Genomic DNA, 24,673 nt, shown 5'->3' with positions numbered 1-24,673 from the left:
AAATATGTTATACGCAAGGCCAATTATACCGCTGTCTTTAGCAATATTATTCCATTTCACAGGCGTAATTGGTATGCTATTTACACCTTATAAAGACTGGTTCATCAATAATACCCCTTTAACATTGATTTTAATGAGTGTATTACTAGCTTTAAGTCAAGAGCGGTTGGAAAAAGGATTTATCGGTTTCTTTTTATTAGCATTTACAACCGGAATGATTACTGAAATTATTGGGGTTAATACTGGAATTTTATTTGGTGACTATACTTATGGAACTGTAATGGGTCCCAAGTTGATGGGCGTACCTTTTTTGATTGGGATGAACTGGTTTGTAATAGTCTTTTGTTGTGGGTCTTTAATGCAGCAATTAAATAAAGTGATGTTGGCAAAATACGAAGCGCCTATACCTAGGGCTATTATTAAATGGTCAATTGTAATTGATGGAGCGGTACTGGCTACTTTTTTTGATTGGTTAATGGAGCCCGTTGCCATACAGTTAGGGTTTTGGACATGGGAGGGAGGTACAATCCCTATGCTAAATTATGCATGTTGGTTTGTGATTAGTGCCATTTTATTAGCGCTTCAACAACAATTGAAAATAAAAGCCCAAAACCATTTTGCCATACATTTGTTAATCATACAGGCGCTGTTTTTTCTATCACTTAGAATTTTCTTATAAGATGATTTATGTATTAGTAACCTTATTGGTATTTGTTTTAATGGAAGGGATTACCTGGTTAACTCATCGATATGTGATGCATGGATTTCTCTGGTATTTACACGAAGATCATCACCAGAAAGGACCAGGATTTTGGGAAAAAAATGATGCGTTTTTTGTAATTTTTGCTATACCTAGTTGGCTTTGTATTATGTTGGGAAGCATGAACCAAAATTATTGGGTGGTCAGTATTGGTGCAGGTATTGCTTTATACGGGTTTGCTTATTTCTTAGTACATGAAATCATAATTCACCAACGAATTAAGTTATTTACACGAAGCAATAACCGATATATACGTGCCATCAGATGGGCACACAAAATGCACCATAAACATTTACATAAAGAAGAAGGAGAAAGTTTTGGTATGTTGATTGTTGCCAAAAAATACTGGGATAAAATAAGGAGAGACGAAAAATTAAAAGCAGTATAGTCTTTGCAAAAGCAATATGACTATATCATTGCAGGAGCTGGATGTGCGGGCATGAGCTTATTGATGCGCATGGTTGCTGATCCTTTCTTTGCTTCAAAAAAAATATTGGTAGTTGATGCAGATACCAAGCAGCAAAATGATAGAACTTGGTGCTTTTGGGAAACCCAACCCGACCTTTTTGAGTCCATTGTGCATCATAAATGGAACAAACTTGACTTCTATTCTGATCATTATTCCTCTGAACTATCAATTAATCCTTATACCTATAAAATGATTAGGGGGATTGATTTTTATAACTATGTAAAAAATAATGCATCATCATCACCTAATGTTGAATGGCGAAAAGCGTCTATTAAAAAATTAGTAGATACTACTTTTGAGTTTGTTGGCACAAATGAAATAGCGGGCATTGAATTAGCAGACGGTGAAATCATTTATGCGGATTATGTTTTCTGCAGTATTTTATTTGAACCCATTAAAACAGCTGCACATGAATATCATTTTCTGCAACATTTTAAAGGATGGGAAATTAAAACTGCTATTGATTGCTTTGATTCAAGTAAAGCTATATTCATGGACTTTAGGGTATCGCAAAAACATGGTACCACATTCATGTATGTACTACCTACTTCGGCAAATACTGCATTGATAGAATACACATTGTTCACCGAGGAATTATTAGAAGACGATTCATATAATGTAGCGTTGAGGAAATACATTTCTGAACAATTGCAAATAATCGATTACGAAGTTTTACATGAAGAGAAAGGGGTGATTCCCATGACCACCAAAAAATTTCCCTATGCTAAAGGAGGAAATATATACATTGGAATTGCAGGAGGTCAAGCCAAAGCAAGCAGTGGCTATGCATTTAAGTATATTCAAAAACGGACTGCTGCTTTGATTGATGCTATTAAAAATGGTAAAAATCTTTCCTATGGCAAAAAGCTGAAAGATTCAAAAGGGCATTTGTACGATGCTGTTTTATTGAATGTATTGCACAACCGTAAAATGCCGGGGGATAAAATATTCGCAGCAATATTCAAAGGAAATAAAGCCAGTAACGTCTTAGCTTTTCTAGATAATGAAAGTAGTTTGTTAATTGATTTGAAAATCATGAACAGTGTCCCAACGCGGATATTCTTGCCGGCAGCCCTGGAAGAATTGATGTAATTTCATCTAATGGCAAATATTGTAACCATCACACTCAATCCTGCTTTAGATAAAAGTATTACGGTTCCAGAACTGGTGCCAGAAAAAAAGTTACGAGCCCTCTCTTCAAAAGTAGAGCCAGGGGGTGGTGGAATTAATATTTCAAGGGCTTTGAAAAAATTAGGGGTAGCATCCAAAGCAATAATTTTATCCGGAGGATATACAGGAAAAACATTGGAAGCATTACTCGCCAAAGAGCAAGTTGATTTTACCGCCATAGAAACGGAAGGAGACACACGAGAAAATTTCGTGGTGTTTGATGAGGACAAAAAATTACAATATCGTTTTGGTATGCCCGGAGAATCGGTTTCTAGTAATGAGTTAGGATTGTTGATGGAAGCAATAGGTAATTGCGCGCACGCAGACTATCTTGTTGTTAGTGGAAGTTTGCCGCCAGGAACCTCAACAGCAGTTTTTCATGAGATAGCTATTATTGCAGAACAGCTAAATGCAAAATTGATTATTGATACATCTGGTGATGGATTAAAAGCCGCTGTTAAAGAGGGCTTGTATTTAATTAAACCCAACTTACGCGAATTGGCCTCTTTAGTTGGGAAAGATTGGATTGATATTTCTGAAGTGATTGCAACAGCCAGACAAGTAATTGCAGCAGGCTCTTGTAAAGCCATGGCGGTTTCAATGGGATCAGAAGGAGCTATGTTAATTACAGCTACCGAACACTTTCAAACTGTTGCACCCAAGGCACCTGTTTTAAGCACTGTAGGAGCAGGGGATAGTATGGTTGCAGGAATGCTGGCAGCATTAACCAAAGGTTGGGGATGGGAGCAGGTATTACAATACGGAGTAGCTGCAGGTTCTGCTGCCACATTGCATAAAGGAACAGAGCTCTGTTCTTTGGCTGATACCGAACGCATTTTTGCGCAGTTGAAATAGATTTAAATTGCATCAATTACATTTGCACCATTATTGGTCTCGTAGTACAATGGATAGTATAAGAGTTTCCGAAGCTCCAGATCCAGGTTCGATTCCTGGCGAGACCACAAAGACCCGACACGAAGTGTTGGGTTTATTTTTGCGAAGACGCGAGACAAGCTTGCTTGATTGAGCGGATGAGAAGAAATAAACCCCGCAGCAACCGAAGGTTGATGTAGGGGATTTGAGTAAGTTCAATACGGGAGGGAGACAGCCGAGCGAAGCGAGGCTGGCAGTCCTGGCGAATGAAGACCCAACCACCCCCTGCAATTGGAAAAAAAATCCCCTACAATAGTTCCAACGGCATTTGATAATTGTATAGCTTACAAAAGTTTAAATCGATTATAACTCAGCTGTATGAATGCATTGCACCAAACCGATTATTTGGTATTTCTATTTTATTTTATTCTGGTTGCTGGATATGGTATTTGGGTATACCGAAGAAAGAAAGCAAAAGAAGCCAATTCCAAAGATTATTTTTTAGCAGAAGGCTCATTAACCTGGTGGGCCATTGGGGCATCGTTAATTGCTTCAAATATTTCTACAGAGCAATTCATAGGCATGAGTGGAAGTGGATTTAAAATGGGATTAGCCATTGCCAGTTATGAGTGGATGGCAGCCGTAACATTAATTGTAGTGGCTATTTTTTTCATGCCGGTTTATTTGAAAAATAAAATATTCACCATGCCTCAATTTTTGCAGGTACGATATAACGATACCGTAGCAATGATTATGGCTGTGTTTTGGTTATTGTTATATGTATTTGTGAATCTTACTTCTATTTTATTCTTAGGGGCATTGGCTATCAGTAGTATCTCAGGAATATCATTTACAATATGTATGTTGGCACTAGGCTTTTTTGCTGTGCTCATTACATTGGGTGGAATGAAAGTAATTGGATACACCGATGTAATACAAGTATTCTTTTTAATCTTGGGAGGATTGGCAGCCACTTATATTGCATTGAATTTAGTGGCAGAACAAAATGGCACTAGTGGTTTGCTAAATGGATTTAAAGTATTAACAGAGAAAGCAGACGATCATTTTCATATGATTTTGAAGCCTGATAATCCAAGCTTTACTGATTTGCCAGGGCTTACGGTTTTAATTGGCGGTTTATGGATTGCTAATTTAAATTATTGGGGATGCAACCAATACATTACACAACGGGCACTAGGAGCAGATTTAAAAACGGCACGGAATGGATTATTATTTGCAGGGTTCTTAAAATTAATCATGCCTATTATTGTAGTGCTACCAGGAATTGCAGCTTATGTAATGCACCAACAAGGCTATTTTCAAACAGAGTTATTACAAGATGGAGAAGTAAACCCCGACCGCGCTTATCCGGTATTATTAAATTTATTACCAGTGGGATTAAAAGGCTTGTCTTTCGCAGCACTTACTGCAGCGGTAGTAGCATCCTTGGCAGGAAAAGCCAATAGTATCGCTACTATTTTCACATTAGATATTTACAAAAAGAAAATCAATACGGAAGCAGGAGAACAAAAAATGGTGAATATTGGAAGAATGGCCATTGTTGCTGCAATGGTATTGGCCATGGTAGTTGCTCCGTTTATGGGCATTGATAAAAAAGGAGGGTTTCAATATATTCAAGAATACACAGGCTTTGTTTCGCCAGGCGTATTTGCCATGTTCTTCCTTGGATTCTTTTGGAAGAAAACAAGCTCTAACGCTGCATTATTTGCAACCATTGGTGGATTTGTACTCTCTATTATTTTCAAGTTCATGCCAAATTATGTAGACCTATCTTGGTTGGCATCTTCTGGATATGCTGTTGCCAATTCAGCCGGCGTATTTGAAATTCCATTCTTAGATAGAATGGGAATCGTATTCTTAATATGCTTGGTAGGCATGTATTTTATCAGTATTAACGATATAAGAAAAGGAGTTCAAACCAATGGTTTAGAAGTAGACCGCAGCATGTTTAAATTGCATCCAGCTTTTGTGGTGGGCGTAATAATTTTATTTGGAATTATTGCAGCGTTATATACCATACTTTGGTAAATAGACTCCTACTTACCAAATGCAGCGATATTGGTACTAAATATTTTAACAGCAATAGCAATCAGGATTACACCAAAGAATTTTCTTACGGCCAGTAATCCTGATTCGCCTAGTGCACGTTCAATTACTTTGAGTAATCTTAAAGTAATATAAACAACTACCAGATTAATTAGAATACCAAACAAGATATACATTTCATCAAAGTTCGCTTTTAAAGACATGATAGTGGTAAGAGTACCAGACCCAGCAATAATGGGAAATGCAATAGGAACAACACTTCCGCTCTTAGCATTGTTGTCGCCTTTGAAAATTTCATGACCCAATACCATTTCAAGTCCAAGTAAAAATATAACGATTGATCCTCCAACCGCAAAAGACCGAATATCTAATCCAAGAATTTTTAAGAAAGGCTTACCTGCAAATAAAAATAAAATCATCAAGGCGCCGGAAATCATTGTAACCTGAAGAGAACGAATACCTCCACCCATTTTTTCTTTTAAAGAAATCAGTAAGGGGATAGACCCTACAATATCAATTACCGCAAAAAGGGTAAATGTAACTGTCAGCAGTTGATCTATTTGAAAATCCATGAGTTTGTTTTTTTTAAAGGTACTATTTTGCTAAAGAGTGGGTCGATGCCATTCTTTACCCTGTCTAGAATGATTATATAATAATTCGTGGGTCATACTATCTTCTACCACATTAATTTTTACCACACAGCCATAGTGTAAAGTGAATGCATCAAAAGATTCTTTTAATGGGGTAGATGTAATATGCGAAAGAATACTTCTTAATACACCCCCATGCGCTACAATTACTGCAGACTCTTGTTTTTCAACAATCTCATTAAAGCGATTCACCACTCGATTATGTAAATCAACATAACTCTCTCCTTGTGGAACACGAACATTTACAAAATCATCCATCCAAGGTTGTATCTCCTCTTTTGGAATATCATTCCAAGGAAGTAATTCCCATTGGCCACAATTGAGTTCCATTAAATCATCATGAACATCAATATCTAATCCTTCAAATAAAGCATCCGCTAACTTTTTGCAGCGCTGCAAAGGACTACTGTATACTTTTATTCCTTCAGCAGGCAAATGTGGTTTTATGGCTTCCACTTCTTCTAAAAAAGTTTCGGTAATATCTAAATCGGCCTGTCCGTAGCAGATTCCTTTTTCTACTTTAGGGGTGGTATGTCTGATTAAATAAATTTCCATAACAGTAAACATCCTAAATAAAATGCAATTTCACAAACTTGTTGAGTGGCACCCAAACAATCCCCTGTATAACCGCCAATCCATTTCTTAAAATACTTGGCAGCAAATAACTGAGTGATAAAAGAAGGTATTTGAATGCTTACTATAAAAAGTAATAAGGTTAGTATGAAATTCAAACTGAAGGAGATTGGAATTTGTTGTTGTAAGCGAAGTGGTAATTGACAGTAAAGCAAACAAAATAACACAGCAATACTTAACAAGGAGCCAAATAAAAGAATAGCCATTTCTTTCATTGTTAACACTCGATCTGCGAGTGGTTTAGATTTGCTTGAATCAATATCTTGCACATAAGGGAGTTGTTGCATAATATTAGTAGCCCAAAATCGACTATTTGCATGAGCCGTAATTAAAACAGTAGCAACCAGTTCAATAGAAAAAAATTGCATTAATTCTAACAGCAATAAAAATTTTAAAGACAGTATCAAGATTAACCCAACCACCCCATAAGTGCCTAGGCGACTGTCTTTCATAATGGTTAGTATTTTCTCATTCGTCCATCCACCACCAAAAGCATCACAACAATCTGCAAAACCGTCTTCATGAAAAGAACCGGTCAATAAAATTGTTGCAATCATTGAAAATAAAATGGCAAGTGCGGGAGAAAAAATCATATCGGCCAATACCAATGTAATGGCACCAATTATTCCAACCAACAAACCTACCCAAGTAAAAAACCTAGCAGATGCTTGTAAATGGCTTTGCTTAAATGGCAGATTACCCACTGGTATGCGAGTAAAAAACATTAATGCAGTTTTAAATAATAGCCACTGGTATTTCATGAAATCGTTTGCATGAAGGTAATTATTCTGATGCAGTACTAACCCCTGCTTGTTCAAAAGAAGCCATTTGGTTTAAAATGGCTACAGCAGATTCAATCAATGGGATGGCTAATGCCGCACCAGTTCCTTCGCCCAATCTAAGACCTAAATTTAGTAATGGTTTTGCTTTTAAATGCTGTAACATCTTTGCATGCCCTTGTTCATTACTACTATGGGCAAAAATACAATTGTTAATAATTGTTGAATCAATTTGCACTGCAACTAATAAAGCGGCAGTTGCAATGAATCCATCTACTACAATTACCATTCTTTGCGTTGCCGCTGCTAAGAAAGCACCCACCATCATCGCTATTTCAAATCCACCTACTGCGCTTAATAGTGCGAATGGTTTATTGCCTAGGGAATGAAGTTGATGAATAGTAGCTACTTTTTCAAGTGTATCAATCTTAGTCATTAATTGCACATCATTCGCTCCTGTGCCACGGCCCACACACTCTTGAATTGGATTGCCTGTAATGCTGTGCATAATTAGTGCGGCAGATGAAGTGTTCCCGATTCCCATTTCGCCAAAACCAATACAGTTACATCCACCTTCAGCAACCTTAATAACCAGCTCTTTTCCCTTTTGAATGCAGCTATTTATTTGTTCTGAGGTCATTGCTGGTTCATTCAAATAATTAGCAGTGCCCATGCCTTGTTTAGCATGAATAAAGTTGGGGTGAACTAAATGACTCATATCAGCATTTACTCCTGCATCAACCACTATCAATTGCAATTGATGCATTTGAGTAAATACATTAATGGCTGCTCCTCCATTTAAAAAGTTTAAAACCATTTGCGCAGTAACGGATTGTGGATAGGGGTTTACCAAGCCAGTTTGGGCTATGCCATGATCAGCTGCAAAAACCAAAATAGAAGGTCTTGATATAAACGGATCTAAAGTTTGTTGAATTAGTCCTACTTGTAATGCAATATCTTCCAACAAACCTAAAGAACCGAGGGGTTTGGTTTTACTATTTATTTTGTTTTGCAGCTGATCTTGTAACATAATTAATGATTATAAATGGAAACTAATACCCGTATTGATTAGAAAAGGAATACTATTAAATCCTCTTAAGTCGAAGAATTTTTTACCAGTGATATTTTGCGCATCAATAAATATTTTTATTTGGTCGTTAAAACGATATTCTGCATAAGCGCCTAAAATAAAATATTCGGGTAGCAACACATCGGCTCTTCTAAATCCGCCAATATCTGATCTGCTACCAACATATCTTCCAGTAATAGAAATGGTAGCTTTTTCATGAGAATAATTTAAGCTCATATTACTTTGAAAACCAGGTCTTCTTAACCCATATATATATCCTGTGTCTTTAAAGTTGACACGACTCTGGGTAGAATCAATCATGCTGAGATAACTAAAATTCATATTCATTTGCAAACGATTGCTCAATCGAATATTGGTTTCATATTCAACTCCAAAAGCAGTTTGCTTAATGAAATTATAATACTTGTTACGAACATAATCGTAGTCTATTCCATTATTGGTGTTTCTGTAAAATGCCACCAATCTACTCGTAAAGCCTGTGTAATTATGCGAAAACCCTACTTCTACAGTGGTACTAGTTTCAGCTTTTAAATCTTTTCTCCCACTAAACGAATCAAATAATTGAAACAAGGAAGGTGTTTTAAATGCAGTAGCTATACTACCAAACACACGCAGTTGTTTGGTAACAGCACAGGAAGGATTAAAAGTGAATGTGCTGCTATTTCCGTATATGGAGTGTTTGTTCAGTCTAAATCCTGCGTCAGCAAAAAAGCCTTTTTGGTTGTTGAACTGCAATGAACTGTATACAGAAGATTGATGAATGCCTGTGTCTTTGAAGCCAGATCTGAATGGTCCAAAACTACTCACTGACTCAAACTGATTATTCATGCTAGCAAAACGATATTCTACTCCTTGTAATAGTGACCAAGATTGATTTAATTTAATAGAAGCATATAACTCTGCAAATTGTGTTTTACCAAAATATTTGTTACGTTGATAGAAACTAAAAACCGCTTTATCTAAACTATCTCTTTCGTAAGCTCTGTTAGTTTGACTAAACTGATAGTTGGCCGTCAATTGAATTCTGCTGGTTTTATACACCAATCCAAAACCCGTATTTAATAAATTGTTCTTTAAATTAAAGTGTTTATCATCACTAAATACGCCTGCATCAATACCGGCACGGTATTTACTGTACATGCCAAATCCTTTTAATACCAATTGGTTATTTACTGCATATTGTACGGCAGCACTAGTGCTATTTCCCTTATATTCATCTGAATCATAATTTCTATTTCCAACGGTATCAGTAGCAGTGCTAAATCCATTAGTTCGAATACCAGCATTGCGAAGTGTATAAGTAAGTTTTTTATACTTACCATATAATTGCAAATTATTTCTAAAACTGTTTAAGTTTCCAGCGGTAAGCGTGGCTTTTATGTTGATGGGTTTGTTCACATTCTGCTTGACTGTAATAATATTAATTACACCAGCAACTGCATCACTTCCATACACAGTACTTTGTGCTCCTCTACAAACTTCGATTCTTTCTACATCATTAATCGAAAAAAGATTCAGGTCAAATTCATTACCAATTTGAGAAGGATCGTAGACAGGAATACCATCCATTAAAATAAGGGTTCTACCACTATTAGCCCCCCGCATAAATACGGTTTGGTTGGTGCCTGCATTATTGAGGGCTCCATTGATGGTAATACCAACTGTTTCATTCAATACTTGTCCTAATGATTTACCCGAACTTTTAGATAATTCAGCTTGTCCAATTACGGTAATCACTTTACCAGTAGTACTTTGTTTTTGTTCCTGCTTATTGGCAGTTACCACTACTTCGTCTAGCACACTGGTGCGTAAACTGTCTTTTTGCGCTAACAGGCCAGAACCTGAAAGCAGGGTTAGGAGGAGCGTTAATTTTTTGCTCATTGTCCAATTCATTTAAAGGTCAACAATGAGCTTCCAGGAAAATAAAAAAACGGCGAAAAATAAATTACTGCTGCAGCAGCACTTTAGATTCCATGCTTTTCACCCGAAAGCCGTGAATACTTGTTTGCTATTGGCAGGTCTTCTGGCTTCCCGCCCTTTGAATGTCCTTCCCATCTCTTATTATCGAGACAGTGGTTGTAGTGATTCAAAAGTTTGCCTTGCGGCGCGGGTTACAGCTACGGGGATAGCGCCGGAGTTACACCGACTTCCCTTTTAATCATCTGACTGAGGCAGATGAACCAGTAACGCAGCAAATGTATATATTTATCCTTATGAAAGGGAATCAGCAATTAAATGTTTTTAGTTTCACCATGATTGTGGTGGGCTTGGTAATAGGGATGGGGATTTTCAGATCGGCTGCAACCAGCGCCCAGCATGCCATTGAGCCTTCTGTATATTTTGCAGCTTGGTTAATTGGCGGTTTTGTAGCCCTCTGTGGTGCATTAACATATGCGGAAATCGGGAGCAGGTTTCCGGTAACTGGGGGATACTATAAAGTGTTTTCTTATGCCTATCATCCCAGTATTGCATTTGCCATCAACTGTATTATTTTAATTAGTAATGCTGCTAGTTTAAGTGTGGTAGCTATTATTGGTAGTGGATATATTGCCAAGTTATTTCCGGGCACTCCTTGGACCGATGTAGACAAAGCTTTATTGAGTGCTGGGGCTATTATTTTATTTTATATCATCAATTTAAGAGGACTAAAAATGAGTTCTCGCGCACAGAATATTTTAATGGTGATTAAAATCAGTATGATTCTGGTGTTAATTGCAGCATTATTTTTCCCTTATGAATCTGGTGCAACAGTTACAGCGGTTGCAGATACTGCTACAGCTTCAATCCCTCCTACCCCTCAAATGAGTTGGATTCAAAGTTTGGGGTATAGTTTAATTGCAGTGTCTTTTACCTACGGTGGTTATCAACAGACGATTAATTTTGGAAGCGAAGTAAAGAATCCTGCACGCAATATTCCTAAAGGAATATTTTTTGGAATTGCCATCATTATAGGGCTGTATTTGCTGGTTAATTTTAGCTATTATCAAATTGTAGGTTTTGAACAAATGAAGGGAGAAAAGGAAATAGCTTATGTTGTAATAGACAAAGTATTTGGTCCGAAGGGTGCTGCTGTTTTTTCTTTTTTCTTGTTTTTTGGAGTTTTGGCCTATGTAAATGCATTATTAATGAGTAATCCAAGGGTGATGTATGCAATGAGTGATGAAGGCACTATCCCTAAAATTTTCTCGAAACAAAATGAAAAGAATGGCGTATTGGTGGTTTCTTTAACTGTTTTTACAATTACTTGCTTGGTTATATTGTTTTTTGCTCAAACTTTTGATGCCATTTTGAATTTCACCATTTTTCTAGATTGCTTTGGTATGGTTGCTTCTAGTGCAACTATTTTTAAACTCAGGAAACAAACTAAGCATTTAGATGGCACGGGAATTTATAAAATGAAGCTATTCCCAGTACTTCCACTAATATTTATGGCTACTTACTGTTTTGTTGGAATCAGCATAGCTATTCAAACCCCTAACACCGCTTTGATAGGAACTGCTGTCTTGGCTGCATTCATGGTCATTTATTATGTAAGTCAACAATTTAAAAAGGGTGCTTAAAAGGGTCAACTGCCTTTCATACTAATTTTAACACAAAACCATCCCTTTCCTTTCCGTCTGTCTAAATTCTGTGAAAGCCTCGCCGAATAACTTATTTTTGTTCTATGAGGAATTTACTATTACTATTGGTTGGTTGTTTTACGTTCACTGGGCAAATAGTTGCTCAGGGTTCAACAGACAAATGGAACCTTCAGCGTTGTGTTGAGTATGCTGCAAAAAACAATATCTCGGTTAAGCAAGCTGATGTGCAAGCAAGGTTAGCTGCATTAGAAGTTGAGCGGACTAAATTGTCTCAATATCCTTCGGCAAGTGCCAATACCAATTTGGGTACTCAGTTTGGTAGATCTATTGATCCTACCACCAACTTGTTTACCACTACACAGTTGCTATTTCAACAAATTAACCTGAATGTGAATGCAACTGTATTTAATTGGGGTGCATTAAAAGCCGATAGGCAAATTGCAGGGTTCAATGCACAAGCTGCTTTAGCTGATATTGAAAGAATTACCAACGATGTGTCGTTGAGCATTGCTACTTTCTTTTTGCAAGTAGTAGCTGCAAAGCAACAAATTGCTATTGCTGAAGTACAAGTGGGCCAAACTCAATCTCAGTTAGGTTTTACCCGCAAGCGGGTGGAAGCAGGAGCACTTCCTGAATTAAGTGCCGCTGAAATTGAGGCACAGCTTGCAAGAGATAGCACTTCATTGGTTAGCGCTAAAGCAAGTTTTCAGCAGGCTGTGATTCAATTGAAAGCTGCTATTAATTTAGATATGTCTGTTTCATTTGATGTAGAAATACCTGCAGTAGATAATATTCCATTGCAACCACTGGGCGAATTAGATCCAGCATTTTTATATCAACTGGCATTGAATAATCAACCCGCACAAAAAGTCGGCGATTTAAGAATCAAATCGGCAGAAGCTTCTATTAAAAGAGCTCGATCTGCATTTTATCCTACAATTGCTGCTTTTGGGGGAATGGGTTCAAACTTTGCCAATGCTGCAACAACTATAACTGGCGCAAATGTGATTGGCACTAGACCTACTAGCAACTTTGTAACGGTAAATAACCAAAACTATCAAGTTTTCCAACCAGATATTCAACTGACTTCTTCAAAAAGAAATTTCTTTCAAATGTGGAATGGTTGGGGTGGTCAGTTAGAACAGAACTTCAGACAGAACTTTGGCTTCAACGTTCAAATACCCATTTTTAATGCGGGTTCAGCTAAATTAGGGTATGAGCGTTCTAAATTAAATTTGAGAACGGCGCAAATTTCTAGGCAGCAAGCAGATCTTACATTACAACAAAATATTTATCAAGCACATACCAACGCAATGGCTGCTATACAACGGTTTCATGCGAGTGATAAATCGGTGGAAGCTTCTCAAAAAGCATATGATTATGCGCGGAAACGTTTTGAAGCAGGCTTATCAAATACATTAGATTTAATTACCAATCAGAACAATTTATTGAGGGCCAAATTGGATAGATTAAACAATCAGTTTGATTATATTTTTAGGATTAAACTGTTAGAATTTTACAAGGGTCAAGGCATTAAATTATAAAAAACATAACATGAGTAAGAAGTTAATTTGGATTATTGTTGGCCTAGTAGTAGTTATAGGTCTTATCATAGGCCTTAAGAAAGCAGGAATTATTGGTAAAGAGGAAGGAATAAAAGTTACGGTAGAAGCTGTTCAACGAAGAACTATTATTGAAACAGTAAATGCCAGCGGTAAAGTGTATCCTGAAATAGAAGTAAAAATCAGCCCCGATGTAAGTGGTGAAATTGTTGAATTAACAGTAAATGAGGGTGATACAGTGAGAAGGGGTCAGGTCTTAGCAAGAATTTATGCTGATATCTTAAATTCTCAAAGAGATCAGGTTGCAGCTGGGGTGAGTCAGCAACAAGCCCAAGTTTCTAATACGACTGCTCAATCGGCTGCAATCAAGGCAACCTTAGATCAAGCAGAAACACAGTACAATCGTCAGAAAAAATTGTTAGAGGAAAAAGTAATTAGCCGTCTAGAATTTGAACAAGCAGAACAAGCGTTTAAAAGTGCAAAAGCCAATTATAATGCAGCAATGGAAGGAATCAAAAGTGCCAAAGCGGGAGTTCAAAGTGTTCAAGCACAATTAAACAGAGCTAATAAAGATATTGGTAGAACATTGATTACCTCTCCAATGGATGGCGTAATTAGTTTATTGGCTATTAAAAAAGGAGAGCGCGTTGCTGGTAATAGCTTTAATGTTGGTACCGAAATGATGCGTGTAGCTGATATGCGTAGTTTTGAAGTTAGGGTTGATGTGGGTGAAAATGATATACCAAAAGTTAAATTAGGTGATACAGCCATTGTAGAAGTAGATGCATATACTAGTCGAAAGTTTAAGGGGATTGTTTATAAAATTGCTAATCCAAGTACTGGAAATTCTTTAGCAGCAAACGCCACAGCAGAAGTGACCAACTATAAAGTACATATACGTTTATTACAAGAAAGTTATCAAGATTTGGTTATTCCAGGTAGATCATTCCCTTTCCGTCCTGGTATGACAGCAAGTGCTGATATTCAAACAAAAAGCAAATACAATGTCTTGTCTGTTCCTTTAAATGCGGTTACAACAAGAGATAGCAAAGAAGATGATAAAGAGAAGAAAGAGGAAAAGAAATCAGAGGCTAAAGTTGCTCAAGTAGAAAAAGAGTCTCAAAAATCAGTTAGTGCTGATGATACAATTGAGGAAGTAGTATTTCTTTTGCAAACAGATAATAAAGTCAAGAAAGTAAAAGTTAAAACCGCCATCCAAGATTTAAACAATATTGAAATTACGGAAGGCGTAAAAGAAGGGGATAAAGTAATTACAGGGCCATATTCCATTGTAAGTAAAATGCTAAAAAATGGCAATCTAGTTACAGTAGTAGAAAAGGACAAACTCTTTGAAGAAAAGAAAAAGGACTAATCTGAACTAATAAGTATCAAATGGACGGCAAAGACCGTCCATTTGTTTTTATGTATGTTTGCTGAATTATTAGCGATAAAACAGCCATATGCAGTTTGGAATTATTGGAGGTGGTAGCTGGGCAACGGCATTAGCAAAAATATTAACCGATAGCGGCAACACCATTCATTGGTTTATTAGAAATGAGGAAAGCATCCACTATTTTAAGAAAAGAAAGCATAATCCTCATTATTTAAGCACTGCTTATTTTAATCCTGCACAGTTACAATTAAATGCTGATATCAATGCAGTGATTGATGCATCAGATGTTATAGTGATTGCTGTTCCATCGGCTTATGTAGAAGATGCTTTGGAGCTAGTTCCAGCTGAGAAATGGGTGAATAAAAAAGTTGTTTCTGCAGTTAAAGGGATTACCCCCACGAAAAATCAATTATTGCATGAGTATTTGGCTGAAACCGTTCAGTTTCCACTAAAAGATTATTTTACTTTATTAGGACCCTGTCATGCTGAAGAAGTAGCGGCCGAAAAGTTATCATACCTCACTTTTTCTGGCAACAATGAAACGGAAACGGCGGCCATAGCGACTTTCTTTAAAACAGATTATATTAATACTGTTGTAAACACAGATGTTGTAGGGGTACAATATGCCGCCGTCATGAAAAATATTTATGCTCTTGGTGCAGGGATTGCCCATGGACTTGAGTACGGCGACAACTTTTTAAGTGTCTATATCGCCAATTGTGCTAATGAAATGAGTGCCTTCTTACAAAAAATTACAACTACGGGCTGTTCGGCTAAAAACTATACGGCATCAGTTTATCTTGGCGATTTATTAGTGACTTGCTATTCTTTATTCAGCAGAAATAGAACTTTTGGGAATATGTTGGGTAAGGGCTACTCCGTTAAAGCGGCCCAACTAGAGTTAAATATGCTCCCCGAAGGGTATTTTGCTAGTAAGTGCATTTTTAAGACCAATACCCAAATTCAGGCCCAAATGCCTATTGCCAATGCTATCCATGCAATTTTATGGGAACAATTGACTGCTGAAGAAGGGTTTAAACAAATTGAAAGTTTTTTAACATAATTCTTAAACAAAATGGCATGATATATGTAATTATTCTATAAATCAATTTAAGTGCCAGAAACAATTATCAGAAAAGTAAGGGAACAAAGAAACTACACCCAAGAATTTGTAGCCAAACAAATGGGGATATCGCAAAATGCGTATAGTAAAATTGAAAATGGCTACACTCAATTAACAGTAAGACATATAAAAGATCTGTCGAAGATTCTTGAAGTATCTCTGCTCGAATTATTGAGGGATGATTTTGAAATACATAAGCCTAATAATATACATACAGAAAGTATTACTAAGGAAAATCTAATCATGTCTATTAATCATATTTCTGAAAAATTGAATGTAAAACACCCTCAGAAGCATGATTTTTATCCAGTAATAATGAGTTTGCTGAGAACAATCGATACCACCATTGATAATATTCATTAATGAATAGAGGGCTCGTCTCTAAATAAGTTTGCAGCAATCCCATCAGCCATGAATTTCCCAGATGGAGAAAGGAAAAGTCGCTCCTGTTGGAGGCTTATTAACCCCTCTTTAATATAATGGGAAGCATCTGCGATAATCGTATCAAAAATGGATTTGCCTGCAATTTCATTTATTTTACTTGCCTGAATACCTTCTATGGTTCTTAAGGAAGTCATGATGTACTCATTAATTTGTTGCGTTAATGTAAGGGTCTCCGTTTCAAAGGGTATAATTCCTTTGGCTAATGATTGAATATACAAGGCATTATTGTTAATATTCCATTGCCTACTCAATCCATTAAAAGAATGAGCGGAAGGGCCTATACCCAAATAGTGTTTTCCTGACCAATAGTTTGAATTATGTTTACTTCTTTTCCCTGGCAAAGAAAAGTTAGATATCTCATATTGTTCAAAACCTACACCAGCAGTCTTTTCTTGTAAAATCTGAAAATGATTAGCCTGATGTCCTGCATCTATATCTGGAGTTCTATAGTTGATGATATAATGAGCAAGCGCCGTTCTGGGCTCAACAGTTAAAGCATAACAGGAGAGATGCGGAACATTACTGTTCAATGCATAATCTATATTATTAGACCAATCTGTATCAGATAAACCAGGTATCCCATATATTAAATCAATGGAAATATTCGTAATTCCAACTTGTTGAGCTAACGAGACACAATTCATTGCTTGATCAGCATTATGTGCCCTTCCCATCCACAATAAATCTTTGTCTCTGAAAGATTGAACACCAATACTCAATCGATTAATACCTAATTTAATCCAGCTAGTAAGTTGTATTTCATTTATATCATCAGGATTAGCTTCTAGTGTAATTTCTGCTTCAGGTAAAACAGTAAAAAGAGAACGAACTTTATTAAATAGGTACTCTAATTGCGAATGGTTTAACAAAGAAGGTGTTCCACCACCAAAATAAATGGTTTCAATTGGGTCCGATAAATAATTGCTTTGTAAACTCATTTCTATACCGATAGAATCAATCACTTGATTAATCAATTGATGGTTGGTAGAAAAATGAAAGTTGCAATAGGTACAAGCTTTTCTACAAAAAGGGATATGTATATAAATTCCGGCCATTAGCAATTTAAAAATTAAAATTAGCATTGTTCTGCTAACCTGAACGTTTAATCATTCTCAATCAATAATTTTGTATCAATGCGTACTCGTATTTTACTCATTTTATTTTTTTCTATTGGTTGGATTTTGGTTTCTGCAAAGCAGGATAGTAGCTTTTTGCCATCACATCCTTATCTGCCAATTCAGAAGCAAGCTATTTATATGGTGGTAGACTATCATCATAAAGAGTCAAAAGACGCACTTTTTTATACACTAGTTGTATTAGTTTTTTTGCTAGGCTTTATTAAAACAGCTTTTCCAAAGTATTTTCAAAATTTGTTTAAACTTTTTTTCCAAACTTCATTAAGACAAAAGCAAACAAAAGAACAGTTGGCGCAAGATAGCTTTGCGTCATTGTTAATCAACCTGCTTTTTTTATTAACTGCAGGATTATATATCACCCAGCTTATTCAATATTATAATTGGTCTTCCCTTAATTTTTGGCTATTGTATGCCTATGTTACCATCATTTTAACGATGATTTATTTGGGTAAATATCTATTTATCTCTTTTGCTGGTTGGGTATTCAATAATAGTAGTTCAGCTTCTTCTTACCTGTTTTTAGTTGCAGTTGTCAATAGAATTATGGGTGTTGTATTGCTACCCTTAACCATTTTAATGGCTTTTGCGTCTGTAGAATTGGGAGCTATAGTAGCAACTATTTCATTCGGTGTTGTAACATTGTTATTTATTTATCGCTATATAGTGTCGTTTGGCTTGCTAAGATCTGATCTTCAACTAAATCCTTTTCATTTTTTCCTTTACCTTTGCGCCGTGGAAATTTTACCAATGGCCTTGATATACAAGCTTTTGGTAGAAAATATGGGCTGATATTTTACATTTGCAAAATACAAGAGCAAGCAATGAGCAAAAACGAATCTAAGCAAGCAGTGAGTTCAAAGGCAGCCAGAAAGATTCTTATTTCGCAACCAAAACCAGAGAGCGAAAGATCTCCGTACTTTGATTTAGAAAGAAAGCACAATGTTGAATTGGTGTTTCACCCTTTCATTGTGTTAGAAGGAATTCCTGCAAGAGATTTTAGAAAGCAGAAGATTGACATTCAACAGTACTCTGCTATTATTTTTACTAGCCGAAATGCCATCGATCATTTCTTTAGAATGAGTGAAGAAATGAAGCTAAGTATTGCACAAGACACAAAATATTTTTGCATAACAGAAGCAGTGGCGCTTTACTTGCAAAAGTTTATTTTGTATCGTAAAAGAAAAGTGTTTTATGGCGCTGATGGCACCAATAAAAGCATGCTTGACGTAATTAATAAGCACAAGGAAGCTGAGAAGTTTTTATATGTATGCAGTGAGAATCAGCAGGATAATGAAATTTGTAGCTGGTTAAAAAACAACAACTGTGATTTTCAGCTTGCCTACATGTATAGAAGTATCAGTAACGATATCAAGCCAGTTTTACAAAAGAATGATTACGAAATGATCTGCTTTTTTACCCCAAGTGGCGTAAAAAGCTTATTAGATAATTTCCCCAATTTTAAGCAAAATGGAACAGTCATCACCGCATTTGGAAGTAATACTTCAAAAGCAGTCATTGACGCTGGATTTAAATTAGAAATTCAAGTGCCTAGTCCTCAAAGACCGAGCATGGTAGCTGCACTTGATTTGTTCTTAGCTAGTTCACTTCCATCAAAGCAAGAAGCAAAAGCTGAAAAAGCAGTGCCTAAAACTGAAGGAAAATCACCATCAAAAACAGCTGTAAAAGCTCCCCGTAAAACTGCCGCAAAAGCGATTAAATAAAGATTAAAGAAAACCCCTCCATTGAGGGGTTTTCTTTGAAACGCAGGCAACATTTCTCCTTTTTTTTCGTTCTTAATAATCTTTAGCAATTATGTAACAACTTTATAAGTAATTTGCTATCGACAGGCCCTTTGAAAACCATTTTGAAAACTAATTTTTTGTTATTGATTGTAAATTTTACTTAAAAACCAATAAGACGAGGCACTTTTATGAGTACCAAGTCATTTGAAACATATATTTGCTCCTGTCAAAATCAATTGTGGTCATGAAAAGACATTTTTATTTGGTTATAACGGCGTTTTGTGCGTTAACGGTCACTTCTTGTAACTTTTTTAAGGGTAAAGGAGGAAAGGGATTGCCGAACGACGGTCAATTGCATGGGGTAGCACCTACTGCTAAGCAGAATATGAATCCTCCAAGGAACATGGTCTATATTCAACCTGGAACATTTCATATGGGACCTAGCGACGAAGACATCAGCTATCAATACACCACACGTAACAGACAAGTTTCGATTCCTGGTTTTTGGATGGATGCAACTGAAATTACCAATGATCAATACCGTCAATTCGTAAATTGGGTTAGAGACTCTCTTTCATTCAAAATTTTATTCGGACAAGGAATAAACAAAGACGATGATACAATGGCTGTTGATTGGGCTAAGGTCAAAACGATTACTTGGGATAGAAAAACGGTTGAACAATTAAATGAACTAAATCTTGCGCCGGACAACCGTTTATATGGCAAGCCAGAAATAGACCCTGACAAATTGATTTATCGAATAGAATATTTTGATTTAGCAGAAGCTGCAAAAAGGGAGAATGCAGGTCAGCCTCGTAAGAACTTTATTGTAAAGCGTAATCAAAAAGTTTATCCAGATACACTTGTATGGATGAGGGATTTCTCTTATTCTTATAATGAGCCAATGACAAGAAGGTATTTTTCTCATCCTTCATTTGGCAATTATCCTGTGGTAGGTGTAACTTGGAAACAAGCCGTTGCATTTGCAAGCTGGAGAACCCATTATCAAAATTCCTATTTAGGAAGAAAGAATTTGGCATTTGATGGAGATTATCGTTTGCCTTCAGAGGCTGAGTGGGAATATGCTGCACGTGGTGGGAGAACCAATTCAATGTTCCCTTGGGGTAACTATTATACTCGCAATAAAAAAGGCTGTTTGTTAGCTAATTTTAAACCAGGCAGAGGCAATTATGCTGAAGATGGAGGATTTTACACTGTTAAGGCAGATGCTTATTGGCCCAATGATTATGGATTGTATAATATGAGTGGAAACGTTGCAGAGTGGACAGGTTCTTATTTTTATGAAGGATCATATAATTTCCTTTCTGATATGAGCCCCGATGTTCGATATGACGCAAAAGACTCTGACCGTCCACGCGAAAAAAGAAAAGTAATCAGAGGTGGTTCATGGAAAGATACTCAATACCAAATTCAAGTAAGTACTCGTAACTATGAATACCAAGACACAGCTAAATCATATATTGGTTTCAGATGTGTGATTGATTTGGCTCCTAAAATGAAAAAGTAAAAAATAAACTACAAAAAATACAATTATGGCTTCAGGTGTTTCTCCTACAGTTAATCGCGCGGTAAACGTTGTTGTGTCTCTTGGTGCAGCAGTGGTGATCTTTGGTGCAATGGCAAAAATACTTCACCTTTCTTGGGCTGATTGGGCATTAAAGATTGGGTTAACAACAGAGGCTTTGATATTTATTATATATGCCATTTTACCTCCACCAGATATGGGAGCACCCACCGTTGTTGCAGATGCTGGAAATCCGGCATTAAAAAGCATGGAGAAAATGCTAGCTGAAGCAGATATTACTCCAGCTAACTTAGGAAAGTTAAGTGAAGGCTTTAAGAAGTTAGGAAGCACTGTAGAAAAAATGGGAGAAATAAGTGATGTAGTTAAATCAACTGGCGATTTTTCTGCTAATTCAAAAGCAGCAGCAACTGCATTAGGTTCTGTAGCTACTGCTGTGAATGGCGCTGTTCATTCACTTTCTAGTTTTGAAGCAGCAGCTGAAAGTAATAAGCAGTTTCATATCCAAGTACAAGGGCTTACTAAAAATCTTTCTTCTTTAAATACGATTTACGAATTAGAATTACAAGAGAGTAATAATCACCTTAAGGCATTGAATCAGTTTTATGGCAAATTATCTGCGGCTTCAGAAGCTATGAATAGTACTGCTGACGACGCTAATAGAGCTAAAGAACAAATTGCAGCATTAGCAAATAACCTGAGTAAGTTAAATCAGGTATATGGTAATATGTTAACTGCAATGCAGGGAAGATAATCAACCCTTTTAACTGAATTGATCACCTTATTTAGATAAATAAAAGACCTTATGTCATTACCCAAGGAACCGCGGCAGAAAATGATTAACATGATGTATCTCGTGTTAACAGCTTTGCTTGCATTGAACGTTTCTTCCGAAATATTGAATGCTTTTAAAACCGTAGACAAAAGCCTTATTACGGCTACTTCTGTTGCGGAAAAAAAGAATTCAGAAATATTTAAATCGTTCCAGAAAAAAATTGAAGATCCAACTACAAGAGAAAAAGCAGAAATCTGGTTGCCCAAAGCACAAAAAGCTAAAGCACTATCAGATGAAGTATACAACTATATTGAAGCACTAAAGGCAGAATTAAAAAGAGAAGCTGGTCTTAAAATGGTGGAAGGCAAAGAAGATTTTAAAGAAGACGATTTAGATGCTGCTACCCGTTTATTTGTTTCCGCACCTCCATCTGGAAAAGGAAAGGGTAAAGAATTATTCGATAAAATGAAAAATTTTAAAGAACAATTGTTGGCAATTGATCCTGAAATGGCTGCTGCTATCGGTGCCAACTTACCATTAAGTTTACCAGAAGTAAAGAGTGAAAAAGACAAAGAAGAATGGGCTTACACTTTTTTTCATATGACGCCAACTGTAGCTGGAATCACCATCTTAAGTAAGTTTCAAAATGACATTAAAAATAGTGAATCCCAAGCAGTAGAATATTGTCACAAAGAGATTGGTGAAGTAGAATTGGTATACGACCAATTCCAAGCTATTGCCAATGCCAATGCCAGCTATGTAATGCCTGGTGAAGAAATTATTATAAATGCTGGGGTGGGAGCTTTTAATAGTGCTTCTCAACCAAAAGTATCAGTAGATGGTGCTTCTGCAACACCTACTCCTGATGGTTCTTTCGAATACAAATTTAGACCAACAGGCAGTGGTTCTAAAAATGTGACCATTTCATTTGTAAAACCAGATGGCACAACTGCTTCTGTAACTAAAGAAATTAAATATACGGTAGGTGTTCCTTCAGGATTAGTTGTATCTACCGATAAAACTCGTGTGTTTTATCAGGGCTTAGACAATCCTTTAAGTGTTACAGGTGGAAGTGGGGATGAAAAAGTAAATGTATCTGTTGACGGTGCAGGGATTAGTTATCGTAAGGCTGGGCCTGGGCAATATATTGTTACAGCTTCTGCTTTAGGAACTGCTACTGTAAATGCAACAGATGGTAAGAATACCCAAAAAATAATTATCCCTGTTAAGAGAGTTCCTAATCCATTGGCAACAGTGGGGGGTAAATCTGGTGGGCCTATTGCAGCGAATGCATTTAGGGTTCAGCGTGGGGTAGCTGCTGAATTAAAAGATTTCGTTTTTGAAGGGGTGAAATATGAAGTGGTATCTTTCACACTGATTTGCACGGGTCGTGGCTTTGAAGAAAGCGGCTTTGGTATTGCTGAAGTAGCTGGTGCCTATTTTAATGCAGAAGCAAAAGCTTTATTAGCTAAATGTCAGCCAGGTTCAACCGTAGTAATTGACGAAATTAAAGTTACCGGTCCGGGTGGAACCAGACTGTTAGATCAAAATATTTCATTTACTCTACAATAATTGTGCGTATGAAAAAGGTATATACAGGATTTTTAATGGCTACAACCATGTTTGTAGCAGTGGGTGTAAGCGCGCAGTCTAAATACAAAAAGCCTGCAGCTCCTGCTGCTAAGCCTTCAACTGCAGCGGCCAAACCGGCAGCTAAAAAGACTACTTCTAAGTATGCTGCTGCCAAAGCAAAAATCAATGTAGATGCATCCGCATCAGATACAAGCGTAAATCCAGCAACACCAGCAGTAAGCGGTACATCAAGGTATAGAACGAATAATAATACTGCATCAGCATCTGGTACAACTACAACAAATCCTTCTGCTCCAGTTACTTATAGTTATGATACAACTGTTCAAGGAGGTTTTGGTGCAAAGCCTGAAGTTTCGCTTCGGAATAACTATGCAATGGTTAGAACACAGGTACGCGATCGTAAGCCTTTAGAATATGAAGATTTGCGCGAAGACGATGCGGTGTTCAGTCATTTTATTTGGAGAGAAATTGACGCAAGAGAGAAAATGAACCAATCATTTATGTATCCTTCTCAGGATGATAATGGAGATCAGCGCTTTTTTTCCTTGTTGTTAAGCGCGATTAAAAATGATAGTGTTACCGCATTTTCAGCAGACAATGATCGTTTTACTAAGCCATTAACAACCGATTTCGTAATGAATATGGTAGCCGGTGCTAACGATACCGTTGATGTGGTTGATCCAGCAACAGGTGCGGTTGAAAAAGTAATCACTAAAAAGCCAAAGTTTAGTCCAGATTCGGTTTATACCTTCCGCATTAAAGAGCAGATTGTATTCGATAAAGAAAGTAGTAGAATGTTTACACGCATTTTGGGTATTGCGCCTATAGCAAAACAAGTAGTTGCAGGCAAGTCTTTACCAAGGGTATTATTCTGGGTTTATTATCCTGATATAAGGGCATCACTTACAAAATTTGATGTGTATAATCCTAAAAATATTGCAGCAAGAATGACTTGGGAGGAATTATTCGAAAGTCGTTTCTTTAGTAGCTATATCATTAAGAGTACTATTAATAATCCAGGGGATAAATCATTAAGTGCATTTATTAAAGATCCTTTGTTCCGATTGCTCGAAGGAGAAAATATTAAAGCCAAAATAATGAATTATGAGCAAGACCTTTGGGCTTATTAAACTTATATAATATTATTTATGCATAAAAATGGGGCCAATGGCCCCATTTTTTATATAGATCTGACAAATTTTGTTTTATTAAAATGCTGGAATTTGGTTATAAATTCCACAATTCTACTGAACCACATATTTTAATCAAATTTCAATAAAGTTTTTTTTA

At 36.6% G+C, this 24,673-nt stretch carries 22 protein-coding genes, 1 tRNA gene and 1 riboswitch; of the genes, 17 read left to right on the top strand and 6 right to left on the bottom strand.

From position 1 onward, the window contains the following. The first annotated feature begins 4 nt into the window (after positions 1-4). From ACTIEI_RS01590 to ACTIEI_RS01565, 6 genes are all read left to right on the top strand, one after another. Positions 5-679 (top strand): carotenoid biosynthesis protein, encoded by a 675-nt coding sequence (locus ACTIEI_RS01590; protein WP_439504523.1) that lies wholly within the window; start codon positions 5-7, stop codon positions 677-679. Position 680: 1 nt separating this feature from the next. Next, positions 681-1,148 carry a beta-carotene hydroxylase gene (locus ACTIEI_RS01585; protein ID WP_439504522.1) on the top strand — a complete coding sequence of 156 codons (468 nt, stop codon included), beginning with the start codon at positions 681-683 and terminating at the stop codon, positions 1,146-1,148. A 3-nt stretch (positions 1,149-1,151) separates the two neighbouring features. Then, positions 1,152-2,321: a lycopene cyclase family protein gene (locus ACTIEI_RS01580; RefSeq protein ID WP_439504521.1), complete on the top strand. Its 1,170-nt coding sequence runs from the start codon at positions 1,152-1,154 to the stop codon at positions 2,319-2,321. Between the two features lie 9 nt (positions 2,322-2,330). Further along, positions 2,331-3,254, top strand: a complete 924-nt coding sequence (locus tag ACTIEI_RS01575; protein WP_439504520.1) for a 1-phosphofructokinase family hexose kinase — start codon at positions 2,331-2,333, stop codon at positions 3,252-3,254. Between the two features lie 35 nt (positions 3,255-3,289). Continuing rightward, positions 3,290-3,361 (top strand) — tRNA-Arg (locus tag ACTIEI_RS01570). Positions 3,362-3,650: 289 nt separating this feature from the next. Further along, a complete protein-coding gene (locus ACTIEI_RS01565) occupies positions 3,651-5,321 on the top strand; it encodes a sodium/sugar symporter (RefSeq protein ID WP_439504519.1) in 1,671 nt (556 codons plus the stop codon). A gap of 8 nt (positions 5,322-5,329) precedes the next feature. On the opposite strand, the gene ACTIEI_RS01560 is transcribed toward ACTIEI_RS01565, so the two are convergent. From ACTIEI_RS01560 to ACTIEI_RS01540, 5 genes are read right to left on the bottom strand one after another with little or no spacing between them, the layout of a single operon-like run. Beyond that, entirely contained in the window at positions 5,330-5,911 is a 582-nt protein-coding gene (locus ACTIEI_RS01560; RefSeq protein ID WP_439504518.1) for a MarC family protein, read from the bottom strand. A gap of 30 nt (positions 5,912-5,941) precedes the next feature. Then, entirely contained in the window at positions 5,942-6,544 is a 603-nt protein-coding gene (gene cobC, locus ACTIEI_RS01555) for an alpha-ribazole phosphatase (protein ID WP_439504517.1), read from the bottom strand. Continuing rightward, entirely contained in the window at positions 6,529-7,383 is an 855-nt protein-coding gene (locus tag ACTIEI_RS01550; protein ID WP_439504516.1) for an adenosylcobinamide-GDP ribazoletransferase, read from the bottom strand. Before ACTIEI_RS01550 ends, cobC begins: the two co-directional genes overlap by 16 nt. A gap of 22 nt (positions 7,384-7,405) precedes the next feature. After that, on the bottom strand, positions 7,406-8,431 hold the full coding sequence (gene cobT, locus ACTIEI_RS01545) for a nicotinate-nucleotide--dimethylbenzimidazole phosphoribosyltransferase (protein WP_439504515.1): 1,026 nt from the start codon (positions 8,429-8,431) through the stop codon (positions 7,406-7,408). Between the two features lie 9 nt (positions 8,432-8,440). After that, positions 8,441-10,372: a TonB-dependent receptor plug domain-containing protein gene (locus ACTIEI_RS01540; protein ID WP_439504514.1), complete on the bottom strand. Its 1,932-nt coding sequence runs from the start codon at positions 10,370-10,372 to the stop codon at positions 8,441-8,443. A 115-nt stretch (positions 10,373-10,487) separates the two neighbouring features. After that, positions 10,488-10,691, bottom strand: a riboswitch (cobalamin riboswitch). Positions 10,692-10,704: 13 nt separating this feature from the next. On the opposite strand from ACTIEI_RS01540, the gene ACTIEI_RS01535 reads away from it, so the two are divergent. The 5 genes from ACTIEI_RS01535 to ACTIEI_RS01515 all read left to right on the top strand — a co-directional run bounded on the left by ACTIEI_RS01535 (position 10,705) and on the right by ACTIEI_RS01515 (position 16,513). Continuing rightward, positions 10,705-12,051, top strand: coding sequence for an APC family permease (locus ACTIEI_RS01535; protein WP_439504513.1), 1,347 nt, complete (start codon positions 10,705-10,707; stop codon positions 12,049-12,051). 104 nt (positions 12,052-12,155) lie between these two features. Next, positions 12,156-13,616 carry a TolC family protein gene (locus ACTIEI_RS01530; RefSeq protein ID WP_439504512.1) on the top strand — a complete coding sequence of 487 codons (1,461 nt, stop codon included), beginning with the start codon at positions 12,156-12,158 and terminating at the stop codon, positions 13,614-13,616. Positions 13,617-13,626: 10 nt separating this feature from the next. Beyond that, the gene (locus tag ACTIEI_RS01525) at positions 13,627-15,006 is read left to right on the top strand and encodes an efflux RND transporter periplasmic adaptor subunit (protein WP_439504511.1); all 1,380 of its coding nucleotides are present in this window, start codon (positions 13,627-13,629) and stop codon (positions 15,004-15,006) included. 88 nt (positions 15,007-15,094) lie between these two features. Then, positions 15,095-16,090, top strand: coding sequence for an NAD(P)H-dependent glycerol-3-phosphate dehydrogenase (locus ACTIEI_RS01520; protein ID WP_439504510.1), 996 nt, complete (start codon positions 15,095-15,097; stop codon positions 16,088-16,090). 51 nt (positions 16,091-16,141) lie between these two features. After that, complete coding sequence (locus tag ACTIEI_RS01515) at positions 16,142-16,513, top strand: helix-turn-helix domain-containing protein (RefSeq protein WP_439504509.1); 372 nt, start codon at positions 16,142-16,144, stop codon at positions 16,511-16,513. Here the strand turns inward: ACTIEI_RS01515 and hemW are convergent. Beyond that, the gene (hemW, locus tag ACTIEI_RS01510) at positions 16,510-17,649 is read right to left on the bottom strand and encodes a radical SAM family heme chaperone HemW (protein ID WP_439504508.1); all 1,140 of its coding nucleotides are present in this window, start codon (positions 17,647-17,649) and stop codon (positions 16,510-16,512) included. The two genes, ACTIEI_RS01515 and hemW, sit on opposite strands and share 4 nt — an antisense overlap. A 78-nt stretch (positions 17,650-17,727) precedes the next feature. Here hemW and ACTIEI_RS01505 point away from each other — a divergent pair, with 78 nt between their 5' ends. The 6 genes from ACTIEI_RS01505 to gldN all read left to right on the top strand — a co-directional run bounded on the left by ACTIEI_RS01505 (position 17,728) and on the right by gldN (position 24,513). Next, positions 17,728-18,519: a DUF4271 domain-containing protein gene (locus ACTIEI_RS01505; protein WP_439504507.1), complete on the top strand. Its 792-nt coding sequence runs from the start codon at positions 17,728-17,730 to the stop codon at positions 18,517-18,519. Between the two features lie 32 nt (positions 18,520-18,551). Then, positions 18,552-19,451, top strand: a complete 900-nt coding sequence (locus ACTIEI_RS01500; protein WP_439504506.1) for a uroporphyrinogen-III synthase — start codon at positions 18,552-18,554, stop codon at positions 19,449-19,451. Between the two features lie 265 nt (positions 19,452-19,716). Beyond that, complete coding sequence (locus ACTIEI_RS01495) at positions 19,717-21,000, top strand: SUMF1/EgtB/PvdO family nonheme iron enzyme (protein ID WP_439504505.1); 1,284 nt, start codon at positions 19,717-19,719, stop codon at positions 20,998-21,000. Between the two features lie 25 nt (positions 21,001-21,025). Further along, complete coding sequence (gene gldL, locus ACTIEI_RS01490) at positions 21,026-21,769, top strand: gliding motility protein GldL (RefSeq protein ID WP_439504504.1); 744 nt, start codon at positions 21,026-21,028, stop codon at positions 21,767-21,769. Positions 21,770-21,820: 51 nt separating this feature from the next. Then, positions 21,821-23,362: a gliding motility protein GldM gene (gene gldM / locus ACTIEI_RS01485; protein ID WP_439504503.1), complete on the top strand. Its 1,542-nt coding sequence runs from the start codon at positions 21,821-21,823 to the stop codon at positions 23,360-23,362. Between the two features lie 8 nt (positions 23,363-23,370). After that, entirely contained in the window at positions 23,371-24,513 is a 1,143-nt protein-coding gene (gene gldN, locus ACTIEI_RS01480) for a gliding motility protein GldN (RefSeq protein ID WP_439504502.1), read from the top strand. The last annotated feature ends 160 nt before the right edge of the window (positions 24,514-24,673 follow it).

Origin of the sequence: Sediminibacterium sp. (genome assembly GCF_051860225.1) — a bacterium.
Taxonomy (GTDB): Bacteria; Bacteroidota; Bacteroidia; order Chitinophagales; family Chitinophagaceae; genus Sediminibacterium.
Note: the sequence above shows the minus strand (reverse complement) of the source record. Positions and strands in the feature narration are given on the sequence as shown.